The sequence below is a fragment of the Hymenobacter saemangeumensis genome (assembly GCF_039541835.1).
Classification (GTDB): Bacteria; Bacteroidota; Bacteroidia; order Cytophagales; family Hymenobacteraceae; genus Hymenobacter; species Hymenobacter saemangeumensis.
Genome location: NZ_BAABGZ010000072.1, coordinates 24711 through 50235, shown reverse-complemented (window position 1 = coordinate 50235; position 25525 = coordinate 24711). Strand labels below are relative to the sequence as shown.

Below are 25525 nucleotides of genomic sequence, written 5' to 3'. Positions count from 1 at the left end.
GGGGACGCCGGCGCATCAGCGACGGCTGGGGTGGTTGGGGCGCCCGCGTGTCGTAAGGAGCCGTTCAAAAATGGTCGTTCGGGTGTCGTTCTGGCGGGTTCAACCACCCCAGTCAAGCCTGAAGGCTTGACATCCCCTCCTCATCTGAGGAGGGGAGCTTTGTTCTTACTCACTCCAGCCGCCCAGCCCGCGCAAACACCGGGAACCTCACCTCCCGCTCGCCCGCGCCCCAGTGCCGCTTCAGCTCGTCTGCAATCAGCAGCACGGCATCCTGCTGGTGCTGCTTGCGGTAGTTGGCCACTGCCGACCAGGTGCGCAGGTAGTTGAGAAACCACTCGCTGCTCCAGCGGCGCCGCACCTCGAAGTGGGCGCGCTGCACCCGGGCACAGGGAAAAGGAATGCGGCTGTACTCGTCGGTGATGTGCCAGCGGTTATCGTCCCAGTACGCCTGCAGCAGCTCGTCGTGAAAGCGGCGCAGCAGCTCGTCCAGGGGCTCGTCGTCGAGCTGCACCAGGTTGTAGCCCCACTCGGCCAGCACGGCGCCGGGCCGGGCCACGCGGCGCACCTCGCGGTGGTAGGCGTCGGCATTAAACCAGTGCACGGCCTGGGCCACGGTGATGAGGTCGAAGTGTTGGGCGGGAAAGCCGGTATGCTCGGCGCGGGCGGGCTGGTAAGTAATGTGGGGGTGCGGGGTGGCCTTGTCCAGCTGGGCTACGCTGAGGTCGGTGGCGTCCACTTCCTGGAAATGCCCGGCCAGCACCAGGGCCACCTGCCCGTTGCCGGTGGCGCAGTCCCAGGCCCGCTCCCGCCCGCTCACCAACGGCAGCAGCCAGTCGTATAGCTCAGCGGGGTAATCGATGCGGTAGCGGGCATACAGCTCGGCTTGCGCGGAGAAACGGTCGAGGGGCATGGGGTTGCTTGTTTCTGGTTTCTGGTTGCTGGTTTCTGACGTAGACAATGGATACCGGCTTGGCGGCATAGTTACGAAAAACGTTTCCACAATCGGAGACCAGCGCCGGACGGGCTCGGGCAACCACTAACAAGAAACCGGGAACCAGCAACCGGCAACCAGAAACCTCTCCGCCCTATCTTTACCCCAAATCAAGCGGTTTGCTGGCCACGAAATCAAGGTCAGCCTCACTTTCCTCACTCAAATAAGCTGAACCTTGACGTTTCACGAATTCCAACTCCACGATGACCTTCTGGCCGGCGTGGATGCCATGAACTACCAGCAGGCCACCCCGATTCAGGAGCAGGCCATCCCCAAAATTCTCGAAGGCAAAGACCTGATTGCCTGCGCCCAGACCGGCACCGGCAAAACCGCCGCCTACCTGCTGCCCCTGCTCGACAAGATTTCCCACGCCAAGCACGGGCACACCACCACCCTCATTCTGGTGCCCACCCGCGAGCTGGCCACCCAGATTGACGAGCAGGTAATGGGCTTCGGCTACTACGTGGAAGCCAGCAGCATCGCCATCTACGGCGGTGGCAAAAGCGAGAACTGGGAGCAGCAGAAGCGCGCCCTCACCTCGGGGGCCGACATCATCATCGCCACCCCCGGCCGCCTCATCGCCCACCTGCAGATGGGCTACGTCAAGTTCGACCAAATCAAGTACCTGGTGCTGGATGAAGCCGACAAGATGATGGACATGGGCTTCTCCGACGACATCCTGAACATTGTGCGTCAGCTGCCCAAGCAGCGGCAGACGCTGCTGTTCTCGGCTACCATGCCCAACAAAATCCGGGAGTTCTCGCAGCAGATTCTCAACCAGCCCGAGGAAATCCGCCTGGCCGTGAGCAAGCCCGCCGCCGGCATAGACCAGCAGTTTTACATGGCGTACGACCGCCAGAAAATCTACCTGCTCGAGCACATCATCAAAACCCAGGACGTGCAGAGCATGGTGCTGTTCACGAGCCAGAAAGCTGCCGTGGGCGGCATCGTGCGGGCCGTAAACAAGCTGGGCATCGAGGCCCGCGGCATCAGCTCCGACCGCACCCAGGAAGAGCGCGAGGAAATCATGCGCGCCTTCAAAAACAAGCAGTTCCCGGTGCTGGTAGCCACCGACGTGCTCAGCCGCGGCATCGACATCGACTCGCTGAGCCACGTGGTCAATTATGACATCCCGAGAGCAGCCGAGGACTACGTGCACCGGATTGGTCGTACTGCCAGAGCTGCCACCAAAGGCACGGCCATCACCTTTATCAGCGACCAGGACCAGGACCGGGTGCAGAAAATCGAGCGCCTCATCGAGCGCGAGATTGAAAAGCAGAAAATCACCGAGGAGCTGGGCCTGGGCGAAGCGCCCGAGTACGACCCCAAGCGCTTTGCCGGCCTGGGTGGTAAAATCGGCGGCCGGCCCGGCCGGGGCGGGCAAGGTGGTGGCGGTGGCCGCGACCGGGGCCCTCGTGCCGAAGGCGACCGCGGCCCGCGCCGCGAAGGCGGCCGGGGCGGCCGGGAGGGAGGCCGCGACGGTGGCCGCCCGCCCCGCCGCGACGCTCCCGACCCCAAAGACCCCAAGTACCTGGAGCGCGTAGCCAACGCCAAAAACGCCCTGGCAGCCCTCGACGCCGGCCAGGCCCCGGCCGTGCCCTACCAGCGCCCACCCCGCCCCGAAGGCGAGGAGCGCCGGGAGCGCCGCCCCCGCCCGGAAGGCGAAAACCGGCCGCCGCGTGAGCCCCTTCCGCGCGAGCCCCGCCCGGAAGGGGAAGCCCGCCCGCCCCGGGAACCCCGTCCCGAAGGCGAAGCCCGCGAGCCCCGCGCCGAGGGTGAGCGCCGCCGCAGCCGTGGCGGTCGCAACCGCGGCAAAGGCCGCGGGCCGCGCCCGGAAGGAGAATCGGCCGGCAGCTCCCCAGCGCCTACCGCAACAGAATAGTTGCCAGATGGATTGAAAAAGGGCTGCCGATATCGGCAGCCCTTTTTCAATCCATCTGGCAGCTGAGAAACACTAGAACTGCCACCATTTCTTCCGGGGCTTGGGTGCCAGCTTAAATACGATGGGTATCACGGTGTAGAAGCTAAAGATGGAATCCTCGAGTCCATTTGCGAACTGCTTGCTCACCGTGGCGAAGGGGAACACCTTGTTCCGCTCGTCAAACGCCACGGTAATTTGTCCATCCTCTTCCTGCGCCCAGCTTCCGCCGTAGTTTTCAATGATGCATTGGCCTAGGAAAGCCCCACAGGAATTAATCAACCCCGGCCAGTCTGCTTCTTCAAACTCCAGCTTGTTACGCTCGATGAAGCCTTCAATAAATTGAACTGAATTCGCATCATATTTCAGTTTCAAAGAAGACCGTACTTTTTCCGCCAAGGTTTTGAGTTCTTCCATTCAGGCAAGTTTACGCACTAATACGAGCCTGGGCATCAGCTCCACTTATCCCAGTACCTCCCCTAGCCCAAATAGCGCGGTAAACACCAGGGTGCTCAGGGCCATCTGCTTGAGCAGGGGGTCGAGCTGCATGGCTTCCCGGCGCTTGCTGACCTGCACGGCGTTGAACAGCAGTAGGGGCCCGGTGGCCAGAAACAGCCACTGCCAGGGCGAATAGTAGTTGAGCACCACGTAAACAGTGGCGCAGCCCAGGCCGAACACCAGCAGCAGCCAGTGGTAGCGCCGGGCATTGGCACCGCCCAGGCACCAGACCCGACGCGCCTTTACACTAACCTGGCTGCTGCCCCTGCGCCCGCAGTGGGCCCAGCTGCGCCGCATTCGCCGCTACGACCCCGCAGCCGACCTGCGCGGCGTGCAGCGCCCGCTGCTGCTGCTGGTAGGCGAGGAAGACGAGCTGGTGGATGCCCGCTGGACCGAGGCCCGGCTGCACGAGGTGCTGGGCGCTACTCTCCCACCCCTGGTGCGCTACCAAACCATTACCGGCGCCGACCACAGCTTTCAGCTGGCGCCGCGCTGCCACCCGGGCTCCCGCAAGCAGTTCGCTTATTCCACCGATTTTCAGCAGGCGCTACAGGCTTTCCTACTAAGCCAGCTTGCGGAATAATATCTGGAAACACGCTGTCTACAAATCATTTGGCATGCCAGGCTCAACTGGAATCTGCGGAGCCGCAGGCGTAGTCGGAGCGCTGGTAAAGGCCGGCTAATTTCCTGGCTCTTCCGGCTTCACGGTGGCGTTGGCTATCAGATAAGCGGGCAGCTGCTGCACGGCCGCGTTGAGGCGGTCAACGTTTTTTCGCCGGGTAGCCTGGTCCGGCAGGTTGTTGATGTAATGCAGAAACAGATAGTAGGCCCGCACCCGGTTGTAAGGGTCCAGGCGCTGGTCGGTTACCAGCGCCAGCAGCTGGCGTTCCACTTCCCGGGGCTGGCGGGTTTCGGCCAGGGCGCGGCCCAGGCGGGCTACGTCGCCGCTGTAGTGGTTTTTGGGTGGGTCGACGACGCTCAGCCCAATGCCCAGCATCAGGTGGGGCACGTTGATGTTGAGCTCTTCCAGCTCGCGCAGGTAGGTCTGGCGCCGGGCCTGGGCATAGCCCCCATCGGACACGCGCGAGAACCGGTCGTTCATAATGTCGAGGTGGGCCCGCAGAAACGTTGGCCAGCTCATGGTTTCGGCCGAGAGGCGGGCAATGCCCAGAGCGTGCCGGCGCGGGCTGTCGTCCCTGCTGCAGCCCCCTACTACCCGGCGGCCGCGCTTCAGCTCCAGGGCTTTTCGGGGCGAGTAATACCGGGCCACGTACTCCTCAAACTCTTCGCTGCTGGCCCCCATGGTGTTGGTATCGGCCACGGCCTGTAGCAGCAGGGCTTTGAACTGCCGGGTTTTTGCCAGCGCGTCCACGCGCGGCAGCCGGAGCGAGTCCCACTGCTCCCGGGCCCGGCGGTAACAGTTGTACTCCGGCTCACTGTAGGTCTCGGCGGCGCGGTACCCGGGACAGAGCGTTTGCTGGTGCGCAAACTCCATGAAAGCCATTTCAGCTTTTGGCTGATTCTGGTCGTACCGACGGACGCGCAGGGCGCTGCGGGTATAAATCAGGGTTGTGTCAATCAGGCAGTCGGCATACTGCACCAGGCGGGCGTATTGGGCGGGCAGCTCCTGCTGGGTTAGCGCCTCGGGGAAGTAAATGGCCTCCAGCGAAGCCGGCGAGTACGACGTGCGCGGCTGGTACTTTATCACCCAGCGCCCTTGTTCCGTCGGCTGGGCCCGAGCGGGGCCGGGGATATCCAGAAAGCAGCTCCACTGGTTGCTGAGTGGGATGCCGCGGTACATTGTGCGCGCATTGGGCCGCCCGTCGGGCTCTTTCCACTGCTCGTCATGGCTGATAATGAGCAGGTCTCTTTGTACCTGCGAAGGCTGGAAGCGGGCCAGAAAGGTATCGGGAAGCATGCCTTGCTGCAGTGCCCGCAGGGCCCGCCCCACGTTTTTATCCATCATCACATAATGCCCCCGGCCCTGGCGAAAGCTGCGGAGCTGTGGGGGCGGCCCGCACACCTTATGCCGGAGGTTTAGCGAATCCACTACGTGCCGCAGCTGCTGCATGATGCGCGGCGAATACACCAGGCTGTCGGCAGGGCCGAACTCACCCGCCGGACCGACTTCAGCCTTGGCTTCCAGGGGCTGAGGCTGCGTGGTACAGGCCACAACGGCCAGGCTGGCCAGCAGGCACAAGAGATGAAAAGCCTTTCCCATAAGAGTGTAGCCAGAACCGGGGCTGCGGCCGGCGTTTGTTGAGCTTTGTCAACGCCGCGAGCCGGCCCGGTATTGTCGGCACCTCTTTGGTAGCGCTTCTTTGCTACCAGCGTAGCTTGGCCCGGCAGGCCTCGCAGAGGTATTCTTTTTCCGCATCGACGGTGGCCACCTTGCCGCCGGCATCGCGCATCAGGCAGCTGGCGGAGGCAGAGGTGCAGTGCGGCAGGTGCAGGGTGTGGCCCAGCTCGTGCAGGCACACTTTGATAAGGCGGTCGGTGCGGCCTGGGCCCAGGCGGAAGGTGGAGGCAATGCACTCGTTGCCGCCCACCCGGTTGGCCAGTCCAAACACGCCCCAGTGCGGCTTTTGAGGCGGGTCTTCCAGCTCAATGTCCTCGGTGGTTAAGGCCAGCACCTTGGTGCGGGCCTGGGGCGTGCTGGGAAAGCGGGCATGCAGGCTGTCGAGCACCACGGCAGCGCGGGGCCGGCGCCGCACCGGGCATAAGGCCGAAGCCGGCAGCTCTTCCGGCGGCAGCACGGCTACCGGCAAGCCGTAAAACGCAGCTACCGCCTGCTCCACGGCCTTGGTCTGGGCCGGGGTGATGCCGGCAAAAGGCAGCAGGCAGATTACCTGCGGCGGACTATCAGGCGCCGCACCGCTCATCAGGGCCAAGGCCAGAATCAACAAACCGTAAAGACGCATGAGGAGAGCAGTTTATCAGTAGCCCGAAAAATAAGCGTCGGCCCTGACCAATGGACAGCCGCATCGGGCGCAGCCGCAAGCCTGGGCAGCAAAAAGCCCCGAAGTGACCTACTTCGGGGCCTTTACCTCGCCTTCCTTGGTCTGGAAGCGCTGTAAAACCCTACTTACTGACCGACTTTACCAGGCCTTTCAGGAACTGATAGCCGCCGAAGATAATGGCGCCCCAGGTCATGACGTAGGAGCCGCCATCGGAAGCCAGGGAATAGGTAATGATGGTAACGAGCAGGCCCCCGCCCAGCCACAGCCCGCCGTGCAGCATGTCTTTGCGGGCCTCCGCCTGACGAATGGCATGAAACTCCATCCGCAGCTCGGTAACCACTTCTTCGGCCGCGGCACTACTCATGCCCTGCTCTACCAGCAGGCCGTGAATCTGCAGGTTGTTTTTGCCGGCAGCCATGTGCTGGGCGGCGAAGTTGTACATGGCCTGCAGCGCCTGCTGCTCGTTGGGGCCGGTCGGTAAGGTCGCCTCTTCCGAGATGATGGATTGTTGGGTAAGGGTGTTCTCCATAGGTAGCTTGCGAAATTCTCACGGATTATTTCCTAGTCGAATTCGCAGGCCTGGCCAACAGATTCAAGTAGAAGTGAAACATTATGTCCACTTCAACGCTGCCGCACACGCCCAACGACCAGCATTAAAGTCACTGGCAATTATACACTTAATTTCGACAACTACGCTACCGGCTAAGCGGCGCCGCGAGCCTCATAACTTACCCTAGCACCTGCCCAATTCCAAACAGCAGCGTAAACACCAGCGTGCTCAAAGCCATCTGCTTCAGCAGGGGGTCGAGCTGCATGGCTTCCTGCCGCTGCCACACCTGCCGGGCATTGAAGAGAAACAAGGGTGCGGCCCCTACAAACAGCCACTGCCAGGGCGAGCGATAGTTGAGTGCCACATAAACCGTGGCACAGCCCAGCCCGAACAGCAGCAGCAGCCAGTGGTAGCGCCGGGCATTAGCCCCTCCGAGGCGTACGGGAATGGTGATTTTGCCCGCTAGCACATCGGAGCTGATGTCGCGGATGTTGTTGACATTGAGCACCGCCGTAGCAAAGCAGCCCAGGGCGGCGGCGGGCAGCAGCACAGCCATTGGCAAGGTGAGAGTTTGCAGGAAGTAGCTGCCGCACACGCCTACCAGGCCGAAAAAGACAAACACCGAAATGTCGCCCAGGCCGGCGTAGCCGTAGGGCTTGTCGCCGGCGGTGTAGTTCACGGCCGCCCAGATGGCAGCCAGGCCCAGCACCAGGAAGCCCAGCGCCCAGACCAGCCGCTCGGTACCCAGCGCTACCCACAGCAGCGTGAGGCCGCTGAGCAGCGACAAGGCGCCAAAAAGGTACATGGCCCGCTTCATCTGGGCCGGGCTGATGGCGCCGCTCTGCACGGCCCGCTGCGGCCCCTGCCGGTGCACGCTGTCGGCCCCGTTCTGCGAGTCGCCATAGTCGTTGGCCAGGTTGCTCAACACCTGCAGCAGCACGGTAGTAAGCGCTGCCAGAGCCACCACCGGGCCGTTGAACTGCCCGGCCGCAGCCGCCAGGAAGCCGCCGGTGAGGATGCTGGCCAGCGCCAGCGGCAGCGTGCGGGGGCGGAAAGCGGAAATCCAGGGAGACATTTTTTAGTTGTCAGTTGATAGTTGTCAGTTGTCAGCTTGTTCTGATACAGCAGATGTTGTCAGTCGTCAGCACGATTCTGACAACTGACAACGAGCAACTGACAACTAACTACTTCATAATATCCCCTACCAGCTCGGTGCTGAGGGGCGTTACTTTGGAGCTGTAGAACTTCACTACCTTGCCCTGCTCGTCGACCAGGTACTTGCAGAAATTCCAGTTGGGGGCTTCGCCCACGCTGCCGTTTTTCGACTTGTCCGACAGGAACTTGTAGAGGGGAGCCGTCTCGTCGCCCTTCACCGTAATCTTGCTGAACAGCGGAAAGGTGACGCCGTAGTTTTTCTCGCAGAAGGTGGCAATGTCCTGGTTGGAGCCCGGCTCCTGGGCACCGAAGTCGTTGGCCGGGAAGCCCAGCACGGTCACCTTGTCGCCGTGCTTTTTGTAGAGCTCCTCCAGCTCCTTGTACTGCGGGGTGTAGCCGCACTCCGAGGCGGTGTTGACGATGAGCAGCTTTTTGCCTTTGTACTGACTCAGGCTGACGCTCTTGCCGTCGATGGACTGCACGGTAAAGTCGTGTACGGAGCCGGTGGCTGCGGTTTGGGCGTTTTCGGTGTTGTCGGTCATGGGTTGGTTGTTAGCGGTGTTTTGGGAGCAGGCCACGGCCACAGCCGCGGCGGCACCCAGCGAAAGAAGAGCAAAAGACTTTTTCATGAAACGAAGAGAGCGTTGAAGACAACCGCTACATACGGACCCAGGTTTTCTTCGGCTTCCGGCTTAGGTAGTGGGCGGCGTCAGCCATTTCTCTACCTGCACCGGGCGCCAGGCGGCCAGCTTGGCCAGCAGGCCTTCGGGGCTGGCATCCTGCAGCAGCTGGGCGCGGTTTTCGGGGCGCAGCAGGGCGTCGGCCTGCATGCGGTCGAGGGCCAGCAGCAGGTGGTCGTAGTAGCCGGCCACGTTGAGCAGGCCAATGGGCTTGTGGTGCAGGCCCAGCTGCCCCCAGGTCAGCACCTCAAACAGCTCTTCGAGGGTGCCGTAGCCGCCGGGCATGGCAATGAAGGCATCGGCGCGCTCGGCCATGAGCAGCTTGCGCTCGTGCATGGACTTCACCACGTGCAGCTCGGTGCAGCCGGTGTGGGCCAGCTCCTTGTTGGCCAGAAAGTCGGGGATGACGCCCACCACGGCGCCACCGTGGGCCAGCACCGCATCGGCAATGGTACCCATCAGGCCCACCCGGCCTCCGCCGTACACCAGCGTGAGGCCCCGGGCAGCCAGGGCCGCGCCCAGGGCCTGGGCCTGCTCGGTATAAATGGGATTGGCTCCGGAGCTGGAGCCGCAGTACACGGCAATGCTTTGCATAGGTTAGTGATAAGTAGCGTGGACTCTGCGAGTCCGCGCGTGGTTGGCTCGGCCAGGTAGTTCTCGCGCGGACCGCAGAGTCCGCGCTACATGCGCTCGGGCACCTGGATGCCCAGCAGGCCCATGCTCACCTTAATCATCTCCCCTACCCGGGCCGAGAGGGCCAGGCGCAGGCTGCGCTGGGCTTCGTTGGTTTCGGCGAAGATGGGCACGGCCACATAGAAGCGGTTGTAGGCCTTGGCCAGGTCGTAGGCGTACTGCCCCATAACCGAGGGAGAGAGCTGCCGGGCCGCTTCGGCCAGCAGGGCCGGGTAAGCGGCCAGCAGCTGAACCAGCTCGGCTTCGGTTTCGTGCAGGGCGGAGATGGCCGCGGCGTCGAAGGTTTCGGCTATGCCCATCTCGGCGGCTTTGCGCCGGATGGCGGCGATACGGGCGTGCGAATACTGAATGAACGGCCCGGTGTGGCCTTCCAGGCTTACCGACTCTTCGGGGTTGAAGAGCATGCGCTTCTTGGGGTCGACCTTGAGCAGGTAGTACTTGAGGGCGCCCAGGCCCAGCATATGGTAGAGCTGCTCCAGCTCGGCCTCGCTGAGGCCTTCGGTTTTGCCTTTTTCCAGGGTGGCGGCGCGGGCGGCGTCCACCACTTCGCGCACCAGCTCGTCGGCATCCACTACGGTGCCTTCGCGGCTTTTCATGCGGCCCGAGGGCAAGTCCACCATGCCGTAGCTGAGGTGGTGAATGGCCTCGGCGTAGGGCTTGCCCAGCTTTTTGAGTGCGGCCTGCAGCACTTGCATGTGGTAGTTCTGCTCATCGCCGATGACGTAGATGCTGGAGTCGTAGCCGAACTGCTCGTACTTGAGCTCGGCCGTGCCCAAGTCCTGGGTGATGTACACGCTGGTGCCATCGGCGCGCAGCAGCAGCTTCTCGTCGAGGCCCTCGGCGGTGAGGTCGACCCATACGGAGCCGTCGTCCTTGCGGAAGAATACGCCTTTTTCCAGCCCTTCTTCTACCCGGGCCTTGCCCAGCAGGTAGGTTTCTGACTCGTAGTAGTACTGGTCGAAGTCGACGCCGATGGTGCGGTAGGTTTCGTCAAAGCCTTCGTACACCCAGCCGTTCATCAGCTTCCACAGGCCAACTACTTGTTCGTCGCCGGCCTCCCAGAGCTGCAGCATTTCCTGGGCGGCGGTTATCAAAGGAGCTTTTTTCTTGGCTATGTCGGTAGCCACGCCTTCGGCTTCAAGCTGCTTTACTTCCTCGCGGTAGTGCTTGTCGAACAGCACGTAGTACTTGCCGATGAGGTGGTCGCCCTTCATGCCCGCTTCCTGGGGCGTCTCGCCGTGCCCGAAGCGCTGGTAGGCCAGCATGGACTTGCAGATGTGAATGCCGCGGTCGTTGACCAGGTTGGCCTTGGTAACCGTGGCGCCGGTGGCTTTGAGGATTTCGGCCACGGAGTAGCCCAGGAAGTTGTTGCGCAGGTGGCCCAGGTGCAGGGGCTTGTTGGTGTTGGGCGAGGAGTACTCCACTACCACGCGCTGGGGGCCGCCCACCGCGACGGGGGCACCGGCGGGCTGGGCCAGCACCTGCTGAAACAGCTGCAGCCACTGGGCATCGGCAATTTCCAGGTTGAGGAAGCCTTTCACCACGTTGTAGCCGCTCACGCGCGGCTCGTTGACCTTGAGCCACTCGCCTAGGGCCTGGCCAATCTGCTCGGGGCCTTTGCCCAGGGCTTTGGTGAGGGGAAACGTAACCAGGGTAAAGCTGCCGGCAAACTCCTTGCGGGTGGGCTGCAGCGTGAGGCTGGCGGTGGGGACTTCAACGCCGAAAACGGCCTGGGCGGCGGTTTGCAGGGCGGTTTTGAGGGCTTGTTCTAACTGTTGCACGGGGCAAAGGTACGGCTGGGCCGGCCCCGCCCAACAGGTCCAATCCAACAACACAGATTCTCATCTACCCTGCAGCCCTGCATAAGCTCTGGGCTGCTCTCAGCCACTACGAACCGCTCTGAATGCGGGCAAAGCGCTTCTTGATGGTCAGGAAAGGGGTTTCCAGGTAGTGGTAGGAAAGCGCGGCCAGCAGGATGGAAACCACCACGGCCACCAGGAAAGTCAGCAGGTGGTGGGCCGGGCTGGCATCGGCTACCAGCAGGCTGGCCACCCGGATGCCTACCACCACAGCAATGCCGTGCAGCATGTACAGACCGTAGGAGATGCGGCCCAAGTAGTCCAGCCACTTGTGCCGCAGGCTTACTACCGAGGTGTCGGTCTGGGCCAGGTTCAGCACCAGGACGCCGAACAGCACGCTGTACATCTCGTGGGTAGCGTAGGGGATGGTTTGGCCGCGCACAATCAGGGCCAGGGTCAGGGTCCAGGCGGCGGCTTGCACCAGGCGGGAAGTCAGCACGCTCAGAATACCGGTCCAATTGCGCAGCAGCACCAGGGCGAAAATGCCGCCGATGGCCATGCACTGAATGCGGAAGAAGAACAGGAAGTTCTTAATAAAGTCGGTGACCTCGTTAATGGGCAGGATGTGGCGTTGCGGGGTGGTGAGGGCCCAGCTCAGCTGCGCGACCACAAACACGCCGCCGGCCAGCAGCACGAAGTTGCGCAGGTAGCTGCGCGAGAAATGCACCAGCACCGGCCAGATGATGTAGAACTGCTCTTCTACCCCAATGGACCAGGCTTGCGACAGGTAAGGCACGGCCGGGTACAGCTCCTTGGCTACGTTGGGCAGGATAAAGGCGTAAAGCGCCGTTTTCATGCCCAGGCTCTGGCTTACCAGCGGCGTTTGGTGGGGAAAGAAAAAGAAGTCGAGATGGGGAAATACAAACAGCCCCAGGATAACCACCACGTAGTACAGCGGCCAGATGCGCAGCACGCGGCGCAGGTAAAACGCCCCGAACTTGATTTCGCCCAGCTTTTCCTTTTCTTCTAGCAGCAGGTAGGTGATAAGAAAGCCGCTAAGCACAAAAAATAGCGTGACACCCAGCTGTCCCAGCATGGGCACGGCCGGATTTCCCCAGAAGCTGGACAGGCCGAAGTCGAAGCGGAACCCCTCGACGTGGTCAACGATGACCAACAGCACGGCCAGAAACCGTAGTCAGTTCAGGTTGGGAAAAAATACCCGGCGGGCAGTTGGGGATTGGGCTTTTGCGGGGGCGGTTACCGACCCTGAAAAGTGGGCTGCAGAAGTGGAATAGTGCGAGGACACGAAATAGTACTCAAGTAAGCGGAACCGCAAATGTAACGAGCCTGAGTAGCACTCAAAGCATAATTCCGACTTACCTCCATATATAATCGACCAACGCGCAATAAATACGAAATAGGGAAGGCTGCTCTTTGCTCGGGCGCCACTATGCTGACAGGCTTGCGCGGGTACGAGCAGGCGCTGCCAGCAATTTGCGCCGTGCGGAACGTCCGGACTTGGCGACGGTGTTTTGTAGATTCTACCTACTCACAAAAGCTCCGTCTCCGTGTCATTATCCAAGTTTTCCAGGGCAGCAAATTTGCGCCTGCTATGGCTGGCCGCCACTCTTTTTTCTACCCCGGCCTGTCAGGGCCGGGAGCCCGAGCCCGCTACCGAAGCCGCCGTTCCGGCCCCGGCCCTCACCGGCAGCACCCTGATTGGCGAGTACAGCCCGGCTACGCTGGCCGGCCGTGCCCCCGGCGTGCCGCTGGTGGGCAGCCTGGTGCGCCACTCCCTCAAGGTGTACCGTCTCACCTACCGCACCCGCACGCCCGAGGGTGCCGAAATCACGGCTTCCGGGGCGGTGCTTGTGCCTCAGACGATGGAGCCCCTGTCGGTTATCAGCTACCAGCACGGCACCATTGCGCCCAGCAGCGAAACCCAGGCGCCCTCCTACTACGCCAGCGGCACCGACGTGTGGTCGGTGGTAAGCATCCTGGCTTCGACGGGCTACGTGGTGTCGGCGCCCGACTACATCGGCTACGGCGCCTCCAAAAACCTGCCCCACCCCTACGAGCACGCCGCCTCCCTGGCCTCGGCCTCGGCCGACATGCTGCGGGCTACGCGCGAGTTCTGCCAGCAGCAGAAAGTGGCCCTCAACCAGAAGAACTTCCTGCTGGGCTACTCCGAGGGCGGCTACGCCACCATGGCCCTGCACAAGCTGCTCGAAGAAAAGTATGCCGACGCCCTGCCCGTTACAGCCAGCGCCCCCGGCGCCGGGGCCTACCACAAGTCGGCCTTCGCCCGCCACATCCTGCAGGCCACGCAGCCGCTGAACTTCCTGAGTTCCTACGTGTGGGTGCTGCGCACCTACGACCGGCTCTACAGCCTGAAGCGGCCATTTAGCTTCTACTTCCAGGAGCCCTACGCCACGCGCCTGCAAGCCAACCCTTTCGCGGCCGTGCCCAGCCAGCAAAGCCAGCTGTTTGCGCCCAGCTTCCGCCAAGCAGTGCTGAATAATAACGATGCACCCTTGGCTGCGGCCCTGGCCGCCAACGACCTCTACGACTGGAAGCCCCAGGCGCCGCTGGCCCTGTTCCACGGCACCGCCGACGACTACGTGCCCTACTTCAACTCCCAGGATGCCTACGAGGCCATGCAGAACCGCGGCGCCACCCAGGTCGAGCTGCGGCCCATTCAGGGCGGCAACCACTTCTCCTCGGCGGCGGCTTACACGCTGGGGGCGTATGCGTTTATCAGCCGGTTTTAGCCCCACCCCCGGCCCCTCCCCCGCGGGGGAGGGGCCGGGGGTGGGGCTACTTCTCCCCTCTTCCAATCACCTCGTCCATGCGCAGCCGCTCCTCAATGGCCTCGGTGGCGGCTTCCAGAATGTCGAAGGCATTTTTGGCCATGGTATTCTCGCTGTCGAGCGTGGGGTTGATTTCCACCATCTCGAAGCACACCACCCGGTCGTTGTCGAGCAGGTGGCGGCAGAGGGAAATGGCTTCGCGCACGTTCAGGCCGGCTTCGACCGGGGTGCCGGTGCCTTTGCTGAAGCGTGAGTCCAGCGAGTCCACGTCGAACGACACGTACACCAGGTCGCAGAAGCGCAGCTGCTCGTAAATCTCGCGGGCCACCTGCCGGGGCCCTTTGTCGAGGAACTCGTCGAGCTTGAAGTTTTTGATGCCCAGGCGGTCAATCAGCTCGTCTTCCTGCTCCTCGGTGTCGCGCACCACCACGTACACCAAGTGCTCGGGCTTGAGCTTGGGGCCGGCTTCGCCCAGGTTCTGCAGGCGGCGCCAGAAGAACTCGGTTTCGGGGTCGGGCTGGTTGCGCTGGCAGTCCAGGTTGTCCTGGCTCAGGGCCATGGCCATGGGCATGCCGTGTACGTTGCCGCTGGGCGTGGTGTAGGGCGAGTGGATGTCGGCGTGGGCGTCAATCCAGACCACGCCTAGGGTTTTGTGCGGGTAGGTGGCCTTGATGCCGGCAATGGTGGCGTTGGCGTTGGAATGGTCGCCGGCCAGCACCAGCGGAAACTCGCCGAAGCGCAGGGTTTGCTCCACGGCATTGGCAATGGCCTTCTGCACGGTGTAGATGGAGTCGATGTGCTTGGCGTAGAGGAAGTGGTTGCGGTCGAACAGCACGTGGTTCAAATCCGGCACCACCACCGAGTTAAAGCGGCGGAAGTAGTCGGACCCTTTGTTGAGGCAGGCCACGCGCAGGGCGTCGATGCCCATGCTGGCGCCGCGGGTGCCGGCCCCCAGCTCGGAGCGTACTTCCAGAAGTTTGATGCGTTTCATCGGGTGGGAATTGGGGTAAGGAAATGGGCGGCATCGTTCTAAGGCAGTTGTCAGTTGCTAGTTGTCAGTTGTCAGGCTGCTAGAACAAGCTAACAACTGACAACTAGCAACTGACAACTAAAACCTTTCCTTCGAGCGCTGCCTTTCGCCGGGGCGCCGCCCCATTGTAGCCAAGTCGCTTAGTCCACCATCACGATGCGAGGGATGGGCGGGGTCAAAGCCGCGACCGCGGGGAACATTTCTCCCGGGTTGGCGGTACTTTTGGCCTTCGCCGCCGTAAAGGTCGGATTTTCCCGCCGTTTTTGCTACACCCTTCCGTCAATGGATACCTATCACGACCTGATTTCCCAAACGTTTGACTTTCCTACGGCCGACTTTACCGTGCAGGACCACGAGCTGCGCTTCCACGGTATCGACCTGATGGCGCTGATTGAAAAGCACGGCACCCCCCTGCGCCTCACGTACTTGCCCAAAATCAGCTCCCAGATTCAGCGGGCCAAAAAGTGGTTTGCCGACGCCATCGAGCAAACCGGCTACCAGGGCTCCTATTCCTATGCCTACTGCACCAAGTCCTCGCACTTCCGCTTCGTGCTGGAGGAAGCCCTGAAAAACGACATTCACCTCGAAACCTCGTCCTGGTTCGACATCAGCATCATCCGCAACCTGCACGCCCAGGGCAAGGTCGACAAGCAGAAGCACATCATCTGCAACGGCTTCAAGCCCGAGGAGTACAAGCGCGACATCGCCGAGCTCATCAACGACGGATTTGTGAACTGCATGCCCATCATCGACTCGCCCAACGAGATTGCCTACTACCACGACCACGTGAAGGAAAAGGTGAACATGGGCATGCGCCTGGCCTCCGACGAGGAGCCGCGCTTCCAGTTCTACACCTCGCGCCTGGGCGTGCGCTACGCCGACGTCATTCCGCTCTACGAGCAGAAGATTAAGGACGACCCGCGCTTCACGCTCACCATGCTGCACTACTTCATCAACACCGGCATCAAGGATACCAGCTACTACTGGTCGGAGCTGAGCCGCTTTGTGCACAAGTACTGCGAGCTGCGCAAGGTGTGCCCCACCCTGAGCACCATCGACATCGGCGGCGGCTTCCCCATTCAAACCTCCATTCAGCCCGAGTACGACTACCCCTACATGGTGGCCGAGATTCTGCGCACCATTCAGCGCATCTGCAAGGAAGAAGGCGTGCCCGAGCCCAACATCTTCACCGAGTTCGGCATCTTCACCGTGGGCGAAAGCGGCGTGACGCTCTACTCCATCCTCGACGAGAAGCTGCAGAACGACAAGGAGCTGTGGTACATGATTGACGGCTCCTTCATCACCAACCTGCCCGACACCTGGGCCCTGAACCAGCGCTTCATCATGCTGGCCGTGAACGGCTGGCAGAAGCCCTACAAGAAGCTGCAGCTCGGCGGCCTCACCTGCGACTCCCAGGACTACTACAACGCCGAAAAGCACATCTACCAGGTATTCCTGCCCGAGCGCAAGCCCACCGATGAGCAGCCGCTGTACGTGGGCTTCTTCCACACCGGCGCCTACCAGGAAAGCCTGAGCGGCTACGGCGGCATCAAGCACTGCCTGATTCCGGCGCCCAAGCACGTCATCCTCGACCGCGCCGAAGACGGCACCCTGGTCGACCGCGTTTTTGCGCCCAAGCAGTCGGCCGAGAGCATGATGCGGATTCTGGGTTACCAGGAATAATTATAATTTCCCCGGCTTCATGGTGAGAATGAATTCGCACTTGCTTATCTTTGAAGCCTAACTGTGTCATCATCCACCCGTTTTCTTTATAGTATGAAAAAGCTCGTATTGCTGGCCGCCGGTGTGGCCGCCCTCGCCCTGGGCTCGTGCAACCGTCAGAAGTGCCCTGCCTACACCAGCACCAAGGAAGCCAACCGCGTTTCCTCGCCCATTACCGCCAGCAACGCCCAAACGGTGGAGCGCCAGTAGGTTTTGCTTTCAGCTACAGTTTAAAGGCCGGCTTTCCGTAAGGGAGGCCGGCCTTTCTTGTTTGAACAACAGAGAAGAACGTCATGCTGAGCGTAGCGAAGCATCTCTACTGCTTCGTTAGAGAACTATTCAAGCTCGCTGAAAAGATGGTTTGGTAAAAACGACTGGTATTCTTTAACATCGTCCGCATCATGCCAACCACTTTTTTTATTTATCTGATAAAGCCTTTCAATACCATAATGCTGGAGTAAAAACTGCCACCCTTCATCAAGTATTGATGCTTCTAGTACCTGGCAATAGTCAAATAGGTGTTGAACCTTCTCCTCTGTATCTAAATCCTCTGCGTGATAGCCTGTCCCATTTGGTTCGGGATACATTCTCCAAGCAAGCAATAAAGGTGCTTCGGCTTCAGCCAAAATAACATCCGTCGCCGCCTGCAAATTCTGAACATAGGGCGCAAACTCCACTGGGCCGGTTTGGTGCCCCACCAATATCCCCCGCACGTCCACTTTGGCGCCGGCTTCCATGTCGCGCAGCCGGTCGCCCACAATCCAGCACTGCGCCACGTCCAAATCAAACCGGGCAATGGCTTTTTCCAGCATGCCGGAATCAGGCTTGCGCAGGATGGACTCGCTCACGCTGGGGTGGGCATCGGCAAAGTACAGGGCATCGATGATGCCGCCGCAGGCAGCCTGCAGCTTGGCGTGGCAGGCCTGCACCTCGGCGGCTGTGTAAAGCTTTTTGGCGATGCCTGCCTGGTTCGTCACGACGATGAGCCGGTAGCCGGCCGCTTTTAGCCGGGTCAGGCTTTCGGGCACGCCGGGGCAGATGATGAATTTCTCGGGCTCCCACACGTAAGTGCCGATTTCTTCATTCAGCACGCCGTCGCGGTCGAGGAATACGGCTTTGTTGGTTGGTTTCATCGCGGCAAAGCTACGGGAACAGGCCCTGGTGCCGACCTTTGCCCCCGCTCCGCTGCCTCGGCCTGGCACCGGCCCGTTTCGTTTCACCAGTCGCCGGCTCAACGCTGGCGTTGCCCATGAAAGTAGCCATTATCGGCGGCGGCATCGCCGGCCTTACCCTTGCCTGGTACCTGCAAAAAAGCGGCGTGGCCTACGACCTGTTCGAGGCCGACAGCCGGCCGGGTGGCAACTTCCTCAGCCAGCACTTGCCCGGCTACCTGCTCGAATCGGGCCCAAATTCGCTGCAGCTCAGCGCCGAGCTGGCCGAGCTGCTGGGCGACCTGGGCCTGAGCGACCAGCTTCAGGACACGGCCGCCGTGAGCCAGCACCGCTACGTGCTGCGCGGCGGGCAGTACCGGCAGCTGCCCGGCTCGCCGCCCGCCCTGCTCAAAAGCAGCTTTTTCAGCTGGAAAGCCAAGGGGCAGGTGCTGGGCGAAATGCTCAGGAAAGCCGGCCCGCGCAACGAGCAGGAAACCGTGGCCCAGTTTTTCCGCCGCCGCTTCGGCCCCGAAATCGTCGACTATGCCGTCAACCCCTTCATGGCCGGCATCTACGCCGGCGACCCCGAGCAGCTGCTCATCCACAAAACCTTCCCGCAGCTGGTGGCCCTGGAGCAGGAGCACGGCTCCCTGCTGCGCGGCCTGATGAAAACCAGCAAGGGCGCCACCCGCCGCCGCATTGTATCCTTGCAGGGCGGCGTGCAAGTCATCACCGATACGCTGGCGGCCAAGCTTACGAATTATCACGCCGGCAGGGCTGTAGCGGCAGTGGAACGCCGGCAAGATGGTAGTTATCAGTTAACAGTTAACAGTGAACAGTTAGTAGTGAACAGTGAGGAAAAAACACTGCTCACTGCTAACGATTCACTGTTCACTGAAAAATACACCCACTTAGCCCTGGCCCTGCCCGCCTACGCGGCGGCCCCGCTGCTGCAGCCGCTGTTTCCGGAGGCGGCGGCAGCCCTGGCGGCGGTGCGCTACCCGCCCATGAGCGTGCTGTACTCGGCCTACGACCGGGCCGCCGTGGCTCACCCGCTCAACGGCTTCGGGGCCCTGCACCCCAAGGTGGAAGGCGCCTACGCCGCCGGCTCCATCTGGACCAGCAGCATCTACCCTAGCCGGGTGCCGGCCGGGCAGGTGCTGTTTACCACCTTCGTGGGCGGCAGCCAGTATGAGGAAGCCGCCCGCCAGCCGGAGGAAATCCAGAAAGCCGCCGTGCACGCCGAGCTCAGCCGCCTGTACGGCATCACGGCCGGGCCCCGCTGGCAGACCCGCTACTTCTGGCCGCGCGGCATTCCGCAGTTCGACCAGCACATTGTGGCGGCGCACGCCGCCGCCGATGCCCTGCAGGCTCACAACATCGTGGCCGTGGCCAGCTGGCGGGCCGGCGTAGGGGTGCCCGACTGCCTGCGCCACGCCCGCCGCAGCGCCGAAGCCCTGGCCTGAATGGGGAAAGAAGTGCGTTGTGAACCAGAACAATTCCTTGTTCTTCGTTCTTCATTCTGTATTCTGCGCAGCATTTGCCCGGCGTCAGCCTCTATCTTTGACCTATGAGCGAAGGCCTGGTCTTAATTCCAACCTACAACGAGCGTGAGAATGCGGAGCTGATTATCCGCAAGGTTTTCTCGTTGCCGCGGGCTTTCGACGTGCTGATTATCGACGACGGCTCGCCGGATGGTACCGCAGCCATTGTGCGCGGCCTGCTGGCCGAATTTCCCGGCCGGCTGTTTCTGGAAGAGCGCCAGGGCAAGCAGGGCCTGGGCACGGCCTACATCCACGGTTTCCGCTGGGCCCTGGCCCGGGGCTACCAGTACATCTTCGAGATGGACGCCGACTTCTCGCACAACCCCGAAGACCTGCTGCGTCTGCACGACTCCTGCGCCCGCGACGGCAACGACCTGGCCATTGGCTCGCGCTACATCGAGGGCGTCAACGTGGTGAACTGGCCCATGAGCCGGGTGCTGATGTCGTACTTCGCCTCCTGGTACGTGCGCCTGATTACCGGCATGCCCATCCGCGACGCTACGGCGGGCTTTAAGTGCTACACGGCCCGGGTGCTGCAGGCCATGGACCTGAGCCGGATTCGCTTTGTGGGCTATGCCTTCCAGATTGAGATGAAGTGGACGGCCTACAAGATGGGCTTTCAGGTGAAGGAAGTGCCGATTATCTTCACCGACCGTACCCGGGGGGCATCCAAAATGTCGAAGGGCATCGTAGAAGAAGCATTTTTCGGCGTGCTGCAGATGAAGATTAACAGCTGGATGCACCCGATTAAGCGCGCAGCCAACCCCAGCTGATAGCTGCTGACTGATGGCCGTTGGCTTCCCGTTGGAGCAGAAACCACGCTATCAGGACACCATCAAACCAGCTAACGGCTTATAGCTGGCAGCTGCAAGCCCCATGGAAAACTCCCCGCTTTTCTGGATTGCCTTCAACGCCTTCGTCGTGGTGCTGCTGCTGGTCGACCTGCTGGTGTTCAACCGCAAGGCCCACGAGATAAAGCTGCGCGAGGCCCTGGGCTGGAGCGTATTCTGGGTGCTGCTCTCGCTGAGCTTCAACGTAGCGGTGTACTTCACCATGGGCAAGCAGCAGGCCCTGGAGTGGCTGACGGGCTACCTCGTGGAAAAGGCCCTGAGCGTCGACAACCTGTTCGTGTTTCTGCTCATCTTCAACTACTTTAAGGTACCTGGGCAGTACCAGCACCGCATCCTGTTCTGGGGCGTGCTGGGGGCCCTGGTCCTGCGGGCGGTGTTCATTCTCGTGGGCGGGGCGCTGCTGGCCAAGTTCCACTTCCTGGTGTACCTGCTGGGTGCCTTCCTGGTGTACACCGGCGTCAAGATGGGCCTGAGCGGCGACGAGCCCGAAATTGACCCGGAAAACAACCCCGTGGTGCGCTTTCTGAGCCGGCACCTGCCCATCACCCGTAACCTGGAAGGCGGCAAGTTCTTCGTTAAGAAAGAAGGCCTGCGCTTCGCCACGCCCCTGTTTGTGGTGCTGGTGATGGTGGAAACCACCGACGTGGTGTTTGCGGCCGACTCCATCCCTGCCATTCTGGCCATCACCCGCGACACCTTCGTGGTGTACACCTCCAATGTGTTTGCCCTGCTGGGCCTGCGGGCCATGTACTTCGCCCTGGCCAGCCTCATGCGCCTGTTTCACTACCTGCACCTGGGCCTGGCCCTGATTCTGGTGTTTATCGGGAGCAAGATTCTGCTGGAGCACGTGTTTCCCATTCCCATGCCCATTGCCCTGGGTGTGGTGGGCGGCATCCTGGTGCTGAGCGTGCTGGCCTCGCTGGTGTGGCCAAAAAAGCAGCCCTAGCCGGCACCCGCAGCTTTGTAGCCCGGCCTTCTGCCGCCTTTCTTGTGTTGCAGTAGCTTTTCAAAAGAGCAAGGGCCCCGAAGCTGTGCTTCAGGGCCCTTGCTTTATCATCATGCGTCAACCACGGTTAGCGCCTGGGGCCAGCTCCTTCAGCAGGGTGCCCGGAGGCGGCGGCTGCCCGCCTAGCGCGGCCCGATAGGCGGGGCGCCCACGTTGGCTCCGGCGTCGTTGCCGGCCCCGGTGTTGAGCAGGTCAATCAGGTTGATGGGCTCGTACATGCTGCTGTCGGCCGGGGCGGCGCGCGTCGTATCCGGGCGCGGTGCAAAGTGCATGTAGCCCCGGGCCGGGCCGTTCAGGTTGAGGGCATAGGGCAGGTTGTCGCGTTCGCCGTTGGAAATCAGGCCGCGCTTTTCCATGAGGTCGGCGATGAGCCGGAAGAAGTAGCGCGTGCTGCGGCGCAGGTCGCCGTACATGTCGAACGACTCGCGGGCGTACTTGGGCTTGGGAATGATGCTGGCCAGGTACAGGCTCTCGGCCAGGTTCAGCTCGTCGGGGCGCTTGCCGTAGTAGAACAGGGCCGCATCCTTCACGCCGTACACGCCGCGCTTGCCACTAGGCCAGCGGTACTTGCTGGGCCCCCACTCAATGATGTTGAGGTAGACCTCAAACATGCGCTGCTTGCTCACCAGGCGGGTGTTTTCGATAATCCAGACTATCAGCGCCTCCTCTACCTTGCGGGCCACGGTTTTTTGGCGGGTGAGAAATACGTTTTTCACCAGCTGCATGCTCAGCGTGCTGCCGCCGCGGGCAAAGCGCTTCTCCTTGATGTTCTGAATGGCCGACATCACAAAAGCCTTTTCCATAAAGCCCTTGTGGGTGAAAAAGCGCGGGTCTTCGGCCGTGGTGATGGCGCTTTTCAGGTAAGGCGACACGTCGTTGTAGGGCACGAAGTCGGGGTTGGATGGCCCCACGGTGAAAGCCCGGATGGAGTCGCCCTTGTCGTTGTAAGCCGTATAGCTGAAGTCGGTGTTGAGCTTGTTGAGGTCTTCTTCGCCGAAGCTGGTGATGCGAAAGTTCTTGCCTTTGAGGCTGGAGTCGAACCTGAGGCTGTCGACCTGGGCCAGGTCGACGCTGCCGCTCATCTGGTACTTCAGCGTGCCGGTGCCCTTCGTGCCCTGCAGCACCGAGAAGATGCCCGTGGGCAGGGAGGCGAAAAAGTCGTTGGCGGGGGTTTCGGCCGACTCCACTTTGATGCGCACGGCCCGGCTGGGCTTGAGGCGCACGCTGATTTGGGGGTAGAAGGTGACTTTGTTGACCACCAGCTCGCTGCCATTTTCCAGCGCAGCCGTGCCCCGGCCCAGGGTAGCCACGAAGTTGAGTGCGCCCTCGCGCACCTCAATCTCGCTGTCGGCCAGCTTGGGGTGGTAGAGGCTGAAGTTGCGGGCAGCCAGGGAGCCGCGCAGGGTGAGGCGCCCGCCGGTGTCGTCTTTCTCAAAGTCTCTTTCGGTAAGCCGCACCTGCACGGTGTCGAAGCTCACCAGGGCGCCGAAGCGCTGCGGAATATAGGGTAGCTGCACCGAGCCGCCCACGCCAAACAGCTTCACGTCCACGGCATAGTCGTCGGGCTCGATGTGCCCGCTAATGCCCAGCTCGTTTACCTCCGAGTCGACATTGGCCGAAAGGCGGCCCTTGATGTCGCCGTCGTCGATGGTAAGGCCCGGCATGCGCAACAGAGCCCGGTGGGTAAGGCCGGTGTAGCTCACCACAAAATCGCGGAAGCTGGCCTCGTCGGGCACATTGTCGAAGCCGGCTTCGAGCAGCTGATTCAGCAGCAGGCCGTAGTTGGTGCCTTTGGTGGTGTCTACGGCGACCTTCGGAGCCGCCTTGTCTTTTTTCAGCAGGAAGCCGAAGTTGTCACCATCGGGTGTTTTGCGGGCCGTGAGGCGGGCCGTCACAATCTCCAGCCCGCTGAATACGGGGCGGCCCGCAAACAGCGAGCGCACGCTCAGGCTGGCCAGCATGCGCCGGGCCGTGAGCAGCGTATCGGTGGGGGCCTCGCGGGGCACTACCGTCAGCCCCTGAATCTCGACGGTGTTGAGGGCCGTGAACCGGGCCGGGCCCAGTGTCAGCAGCACGGGATACTTGCGCTCAACCCGGGTTTTTATCTCTCCCAGCGCATACGTGAGCAGCTGCTGCCGCTTCCACTGAAAGATGGCAAAGGCCACCACCAGTAGCAGGACCAGCCCCCCCAGGACGCCTAGCAGTATTCGTTTGGTGGAAGGAGAAATGCGCACGGAAATGAATTAGATGACCGGTTGGTCGGCACCAAAGGTAGGAAAAACGGGTGGGGCGCCACATTCGTTGCCGTGCTTATTTGGAAATGAGGGGATGAAGTGAGGAAGTGATGGGGTGATTTTAGTGAGGAGGTGATGAGGTGATGAAGGGATGAAGTGAGGAAGTGAGGAAGTGCGGAAGTAGAAAGAAGAACGTCATGCTGAGCGGAGCCGAAGGCGCAGGCTAAGAATCTTGCCAGGGGAAGTAATCCATTCGAATGGAGTTACTCTCGTGGTAGAGATGCTTCACTTCGTTCAGCATGACGTTCTTTTTTCTACTTCCGCACCTCCTCACTCTATTACATCTTCACCTCATCCCTTCATCCCTTCATCACCTCCTCACTAAAATCACCTCATCACCTCCTCAGCCTACCTTTGCTTCATGCTTAGCCCCCTCACCGCCCTCTCGCCCCTGGACGGGCGCTATCACCGCGCTACGGCGCCCCTGGCTTCCTACTTCTCGGAAATGGCCCTGATGCGCTACCGCGTGCTGGTGGAAGTGGAATACTTCATCGCCCTGGCGGAGCTGCCGCTGCCCCAGCTGCAGGACGTACCGGCCGACACGTTTCTGCCCCTGCGTCAGCTGTACGTCAACTTCAGCGAAGCCCAGGCCGAGGCCATTAAGGCCCACGAGGCCGTGACCAACCACGACGTGAAGGCCGTGGAGTACTTCCTGCGCGACCAGTTTCAGGCGCTGGGGCTGGGCCGGTTTGTGGAGTTCATTCACTTCGGCCTTACCTCGCAGGACGTCAACAACACGGCCATTCCCATGAGCTTCCGCGATGGGCTCATGCAGGTGCTGCTGCCGGCTTATGCCCAGGTGCGCAACGCCCTGGCCGGCCAGGCCCAGCAGTGGGCAGCCGTGCCCATGCTGGCCCGTACCCACGGGCAGCCGGCCTCCCCCACCCGCCTGGGCAAGGAAATCGAAGTGTTTGTGGCCCGGCTCGACGCCCAGGTAGCCTTGCTGGCCCAGGTGCCCTTTGGGGCGAAGTTCGGCGGAGCCACCGGCAACTTCAACGCCCACCACGCAGCGTATCCGCAGGTAGACTGGCACGGCTTCGCCAACTCCTTCGTGAACGAGCGCCTGGGCCTGCACCGCTCCTTCCCCACCACCCAGATTGAGCACTACGACCACCTGGCCGCCCACTGCGACGCCCTGAAACGCCTCAACACCATCCTCATGGACTTGGCCCGCGACGTGTGGCAGTACATCTCCCTGGGCTACTTCAAGCAAACCATCAAAGCCGGCGAGGTGGGCTCCTCGGCCATGCCCCACAAGGTCAACCCCATCGACTTTGAGAATGCCGAGGGCAACCTGGGCGTGGCCAATGCCCTGCTGGAGCATTTTGCCGCCAAGCTGCCCATCTCCCGCCTGCAGCGCGACCTCACCGACTCCACCGTGCTGCGCAACCTGGGCGCCCCGCTGGGCCACATCCTCATTGCCCTGGGGGCCCTGCAGCGCGGCCTGGGCAAGCTGGCCCTCGACGAAAGTGCCCTCAGCCGCGACCTGGAAGCCAACTGGGCTGTGGTGGCCGAGGGCATCCAAACCATTCTGCGCCGCGAAGCCTACCCCGACCCCTACAACGCCCTGAAGGCCCTGACCCGCACCGGCGAGGCCATTTCGGCCAGCACCATCGCCACCTTCGTCGACGAGCTGCAGGTGGGCGAGGAAGTAAAGGCCGAGCTGCGCGCCCTGACGCCGGCCAGCTACGTAGGACGCTAACGGAATCCGCCTCTGTGCCCCGGAACCACGAGCCGGGCACCGCGGGCTGACCACCGGGCCGTTTACACTTCCAAAGTAGTTCTCCAGCTGGTGTACCCTTTAGAAAGAGTTAAAAGTTGAGAGTTAAAAGTTAAAAATCAATAAGCTTGCTTTTTAACTTTTAACTCTCAA

The 25525-nt window shown here is 61.8% G+C and carries 23 protein-coding genes; 9 read left to right on the top strand and 14 right to left on the bottom strand.

What is annotated here, in order from left to right; genetic code table 11:
• Positions 1–169: 169 nt before the first annotated feature.
• Positions 170–910, bottom strand: a complete 741-nt coding sequence (locus ABD919_RS17585) for a class I SAM-dependent methyltransferase (protein WP_345237358.1) — start codon at positions 908–910, stop codon at positions 170–172.
• A gap of 256 nt (positions 911–1166) precedes the next feature.
• Here ABD919_RS17585 and ABD919_RS17580 point away from each other — a divergent pair, with 256 nt between their 5' ends.
• Positions 1167–2873: a DEAD/DEAH box helicase gene (locus tag ABD919_RS17580; protein WP_345237357.1), complete on the top strand. Its 1707-nt coding sequence runs from the start codon at positions 1167–1169 to the stop codon at positions 2871–2873.
• A gap of 72 nt (positions 2874–2945) precedes the next feature.
• Here the strand turns inward: ABD919_RS17580 and ABD919_RS17575 are convergent, their stop codons facing one another.
• Positions 2946–3326 carry a hypothetical protein gene (locus ABD919_RS17575; RefSeq protein ID WP_345237356.1) on the bottom strand — a complete coding sequence of 127 codons (381 nt, stop codon included), beginning with the start codon at positions 3324–3326 and terminating at the stop codon, positions 2946–2948.
• Between the two features lie 45 nt (positions 3327–3371).
• Complete coding sequence (locus ABD919_RS17570) at positions 3372–3587, bottom strand: UbiA prenyltransferase family protein (RefSeq protein WP_345237354.1); 216 nt, start codon at positions 3585–3587, stop codon at positions 3372–3374.
• Positions 3588–3615: 28 nt separating this feature from the next.
• Here ABD919_RS17570 and ABD919_RS17565 point away from each other — a divergent pair, with 28 nt between their 5' ends.
• A complete protein-coding gene (locus ABD919_RS17565) occupies positions 3616–3990 on the top strand; it encodes an alpha/beta hydrolase family protein (RefSeq protein WP_345237353.1) in 375 nt (124 codons plus the stop codon).
• A 96-nt stretch (positions 3991–4086) separates the two neighbouring features.
• Here ABD919_RS17565 and ABD919_RS17560 read toward each other — a convergent pair whose 3' ends face one another.
• The 8 genes from ABD919_RS17560 to ABD919_RS17525 form a co-directional block, all read right to left on the bottom strand.
• Positions 4087–5628 carry a hypothetical protein gene (locus ABD919_RS17560; protein WP_345237352.1) on the bottom strand — a complete coding sequence of 514 codons (1542 nt, stop codon included), beginning with the start codon at positions 5626–5628 and terminating at the stop codon, positions 4087–4089.
• A 103-nt stretch (positions 5629–5731) separates the two neighbouring features.
• The gene (locus tag ABD919_RS17555) at positions 5732–6328 is read right to left on the bottom strand and encodes a hypothetical protein (protein ID WP_345237351.1); all 597 of its coding nucleotides are present in this window, start codon (positions 6326–6328) and stop codon (positions 5732–5734) included.
• 160 nt (positions 6329–6488) lie between these two features.
• Positions 6489–6896: a hypothetical protein gene (locus ABD919_RS17550; protein ID WP_345237350.1), complete on the bottom strand. Its 408-nt coding sequence runs from the start codon at positions 6894–6896 to the stop codon at positions 6489–6491.
• 199 nt (positions 6897–7095) lie between these two features.
• Positions 7096–7992 carry a 1,4-dihydroxy-2-naphthoate polyprenyltransferase gene (locus ABD919_RS17545; RefSeq protein ID WP_345237349.1) on the bottom strand — a complete coding sequence of 299 codons (897 nt, stop codon included), beginning with the start codon at positions 7990–7992 and terminating at the stop codon, positions 7096–7098.
• Between the two features lie 109 nt (positions 7993–8101).
• Positions 8102–8701, bottom strand: a complete 600-nt coding sequence (locus ABD919_RS17540) for a glutathione peroxidase (RefSeq protein ID WP_345237348.1) — start codon at positions 8699–8701, stop codon at positions 8102–8104.
• Between the two features lie 63 nt (positions 8702–8764).
• Positions 8765–9346 (bottom strand): LOG family protein, encoded by a 582-nt coding sequence (locus ABD919_RS17535; RefSeq protein WP_345237347.1) that lies wholly within the window; start codon positions 9344–9346, stop codon positions 8765–8767.
• 86 nt (positions 9347–9432) lie between these two features.
• Positions 9433–11226, bottom strand: a complete 1794-nt coding sequence (gene argS / locus ABD919_RS17530; RefSeq protein ID WP_345237346.1) for an arginine--tRNA ligase — start codon at positions 11224–11226, stop codon at positions 9433–9435.
• 106 nt (positions 11227–11332) lie between these two features.
• On the bottom strand, positions 11333–12430 hold the full coding sequence (locus ABD919_RS17525) for an acyltransferase family protein (protein WP_345237396.1): 1098 nt from the start codon (positions 12428–12430) through the stop codon (positions 11333–11335).
• A gap of 415 nt (positions 12431–12845) precedes the next feature.
• Here ABD919_RS17525 and ABD919_RS17520 point away from each other — a divergent pair, with 415 nt between their 5' ends.
• Positions 12846–14015 (top strand): alpha/beta hydrolase family protein, encoded by a 1170-nt coding sequence (locus ABD919_RS17520; protein ID WP_345237345.1) that lies wholly within the window; start codon positions 12846–12848, stop codon positions 14013–14015.
• A gap of 46 nt (positions 14016–14061) precedes the next feature.
• Here the strand turns inward: ABD919_RS17520 and ABD919_RS17515 are convergent, their stop codons facing one another.
• Positions 14062–15045 carry an arginase gene (locus ABD919_RS17515; protein ID WP_345237344.1) on the bottom strand — a complete coding sequence of 328 codons (984 nt, stop codon included), beginning with the start codon at positions 15043–15045 and terminating at the stop codon, positions 14062–14064.
• Between the two features lie 321 nt (positions 15046–15366).
• Between ABD919_RS17515 and ABD919_RS17510 the strand changes: the two genes are divergently transcribed.
• Positions 15367–16767 carry a type III PLP-dependent enzyme domain-containing protein gene (locus ABD919_RS17510; RefSeq protein ID WP_345237343.1) on the top strand — a complete coding sequence of 467 codons (1401 nt, stop codon included), beginning with the start codon at positions 15367–15369 and terminating at the stop codon, positions 16765–16767.
• A 93-nt stretch (positions 16768–16860) separates the two neighbouring features.
• A complete protein-coding gene (locus ABD919_RS17505) occupies positions 16861–17016 on the top strand; it encodes a hypothetical protein (protein ID WP_345237342.1) in 156 nt (51 codons plus the stop codon).
• 125 nt (positions 17017–17141) lie between these two features.
• On the opposite strand, the gene ABD919_RS17500 is transcribed toward ABD919_RS17505, so the two are convergent.
• The gene (locus tag ABD919_RS17500; protein WP_345237341.1) at positions 17142–17939 is read right to left on the bottom strand and encodes a D-glycero-alpha-D-manno-heptose-1,7-bisphosphate 7-phosphatase; all 798 of its coding nucleotides are present in this window, start codon (positions 17937–17939) and stop codon (positions 17142–17144) included.
• Positions 17940–18055: 116 nt separating this feature from the next.
• Between ABD919_RS17500 and hemG the strand changes: the two genes are divergently transcribed.
• The 3 genes from hemG to ABD919_RS17485 all read left to right on the top strand — a co-directional run bounded on the left by hemG (position 18056) and on the right by ABD919_RS17485 (position 21298).
• Positions 18056–19423: a protoporphyrinogen oxidase gene (gene hemG / locus ABD919_RS17495; protein WP_345237340.1), complete on the top strand. Its 1368-nt coding sequence runs from the start codon at positions 18056–18058 to the stop codon at positions 19421–19423.
• A gap of 104 nt (positions 19424–19527) precedes the next feature.
• Positions 19528–20274 (top strand): polyprenol monophosphomannose synthase, encoded by a 747-nt coding sequence (locus ABD919_RS17490; RefSeq protein ID WP_345237339.1) that lies wholly within the window; start codon positions 19528–19530, stop codon positions 20272–20274.
• Between the two features lie 103 nt (positions 20275–20377).
• Entirely contained in the window at positions 20378–21298 is a 921-nt protein-coding gene (locus ABD919_RS17485; RefSeq protein WP_345237338.1) for a TerC family protein, read from the top strand.
• Positions 21299–21480: 182 nt separating this feature from the next.
• Here ABD919_RS17485 and ABD919_RS17480 read toward each other — a convergent pair whose 3' ends face one another.
• Entirely contained in the window at positions 21481–23592 is a 2112-nt protein-coding gene (locus ABD919_RS17480) for a transglycosylase domain-containing protein (protein ID WP_345237337.1), read from the bottom strand.
• A 421-nt stretch (positions 23593–24013) separates the two neighbouring features.
• Between ABD919_RS17480 and purB the strand changes: the two genes are divergently transcribed.
• Positions 24014–25354 carry an adenylosuccinate lyase gene (purB, locus tag ABD919_RS17475; RefSeq protein ID WP_345237336.1) on the top strand — a complete coding sequence of 447 codons (1341 nt, stop codon included), beginning with the start codon at positions 24014–24016 and terminating at the stop codon, positions 25352–25354.
• The last annotated feature ends 171 nt before the right edge of the window (positions 25355–25525 follow it).

Bases quoted from the DNA above. Each gene is read 5' to 3' on its own strand.
- ABD919_RS17500 (WP_345237341.1), bottom strand. From the start codon at position 17,939: ATGAAACCAACCAACAAAGCCGTATTCCTCGACCGCGACGGCGTGCTG.
- ABD919_RS17585 (WP_345237358.1), bottom strand. From the start codon at position 910: ATGCCCCTCGACCGTTTCTCCGCGCAAGCCGAGCTGTATGCCCGCTAC.
- hemG (WP_345237340.1), top strand. From the start codon at position 18,056: ATGAAAGTAGCCATTATCGGCGGCGGCATCGCCGGCCTTACCCTTGCC.
- ABD919_RS17540 (WP_345237348.1), bottom strand. From the start codon at position 8,701: ATGAAAAAGTCTTTTGCTCTTCTTTCGCTGGGTGCCGCCGCGGCTGTG.
- ABD919_RS17505 (WP_345237342.1), top strand. From the start codon at position 16,861: ATGAAAAAGCTCGTATTGCTGGCCGCCGGTGTGGCCGCCCTCGCCCTG.
- ABD919_RS17560 (WP_345237352.1), bottom strand. From the start codon at position 5,628: ATGGGAAAGGCTTTTCATCTCTTGTGCCTGCTGGCCAGCCTGGCCGTT.
- ABD919_RS17555 (WP_345237351.1), bottom strand. From the start codon at position 6,328: ATGCGTCTTTACGGTTTGTTGATTCTGGCCTTGGCCCTGATGAGCGGT.
- ABD919_RS17510 (WP_345237343.1), top strand. From the start codon at position 15,367: ATGGATACCTATCACGACCTGATTTCCCAAACGTTTGACTTTCCTACG.
- purB (WP_345237336.1), top strand. From the start codon at position 24,014: ATGCTTAGCCCCCTCACCGCCCTCTCGCCCCTGGACGGGCGCTATCAC.
- ABD919_RS17575 (WP_345237356.1), bottom strand. From the start codon at position 3,326: ATGGAAGAACTCAAAACCTTGGCGGAAAAAGTACGGTCTTCTTTGAAA.
- ABD919_RS17515 (WP_345237344.1), bottom strand. From the start codon at position 15,045: ATGAAACGCATCAAACTTCTGGAAGTACGCTCCGAGCTGGGGGCCGGC.
- ABD919_RS17535 (WP_345237347.1), bottom strand. From the start codon at position 9,346: ATGCAAAGCATTGCCGTGTACTGCGGCTCCAGCTCCGGAGCCAATCCC.
- ABD919_RS17490 (WP_345237339.1), top strand. From the start codon at position 19,528: ATGAGCGAAGGCCTGGTCTTAATTCCAACCTACAACGAGCGTGAGAAT.
- ABD919_RS17545 (WP_345237349.1), bottom strand. From the start codon at position 7,992: ATGTCTCCCTGGATTTCCGCTTTCCGCCCCCGCACGCTGCCGCTGGCG.
- ABD919_RS17550 (WP_345237350.1), bottom strand. From the start codon at position 6,896: ATGGAGAACACCCTTACCCAACAATCCATCATCTCGGAAGAGGCGACC.
- ABD919_RS17485 (WP_345237338.1), top strand. From the start codon at position 20,378: ATGGAAAACTCCCCGCTTTTCTGGATTGCCTTCAACGCCTTCGTCGTG.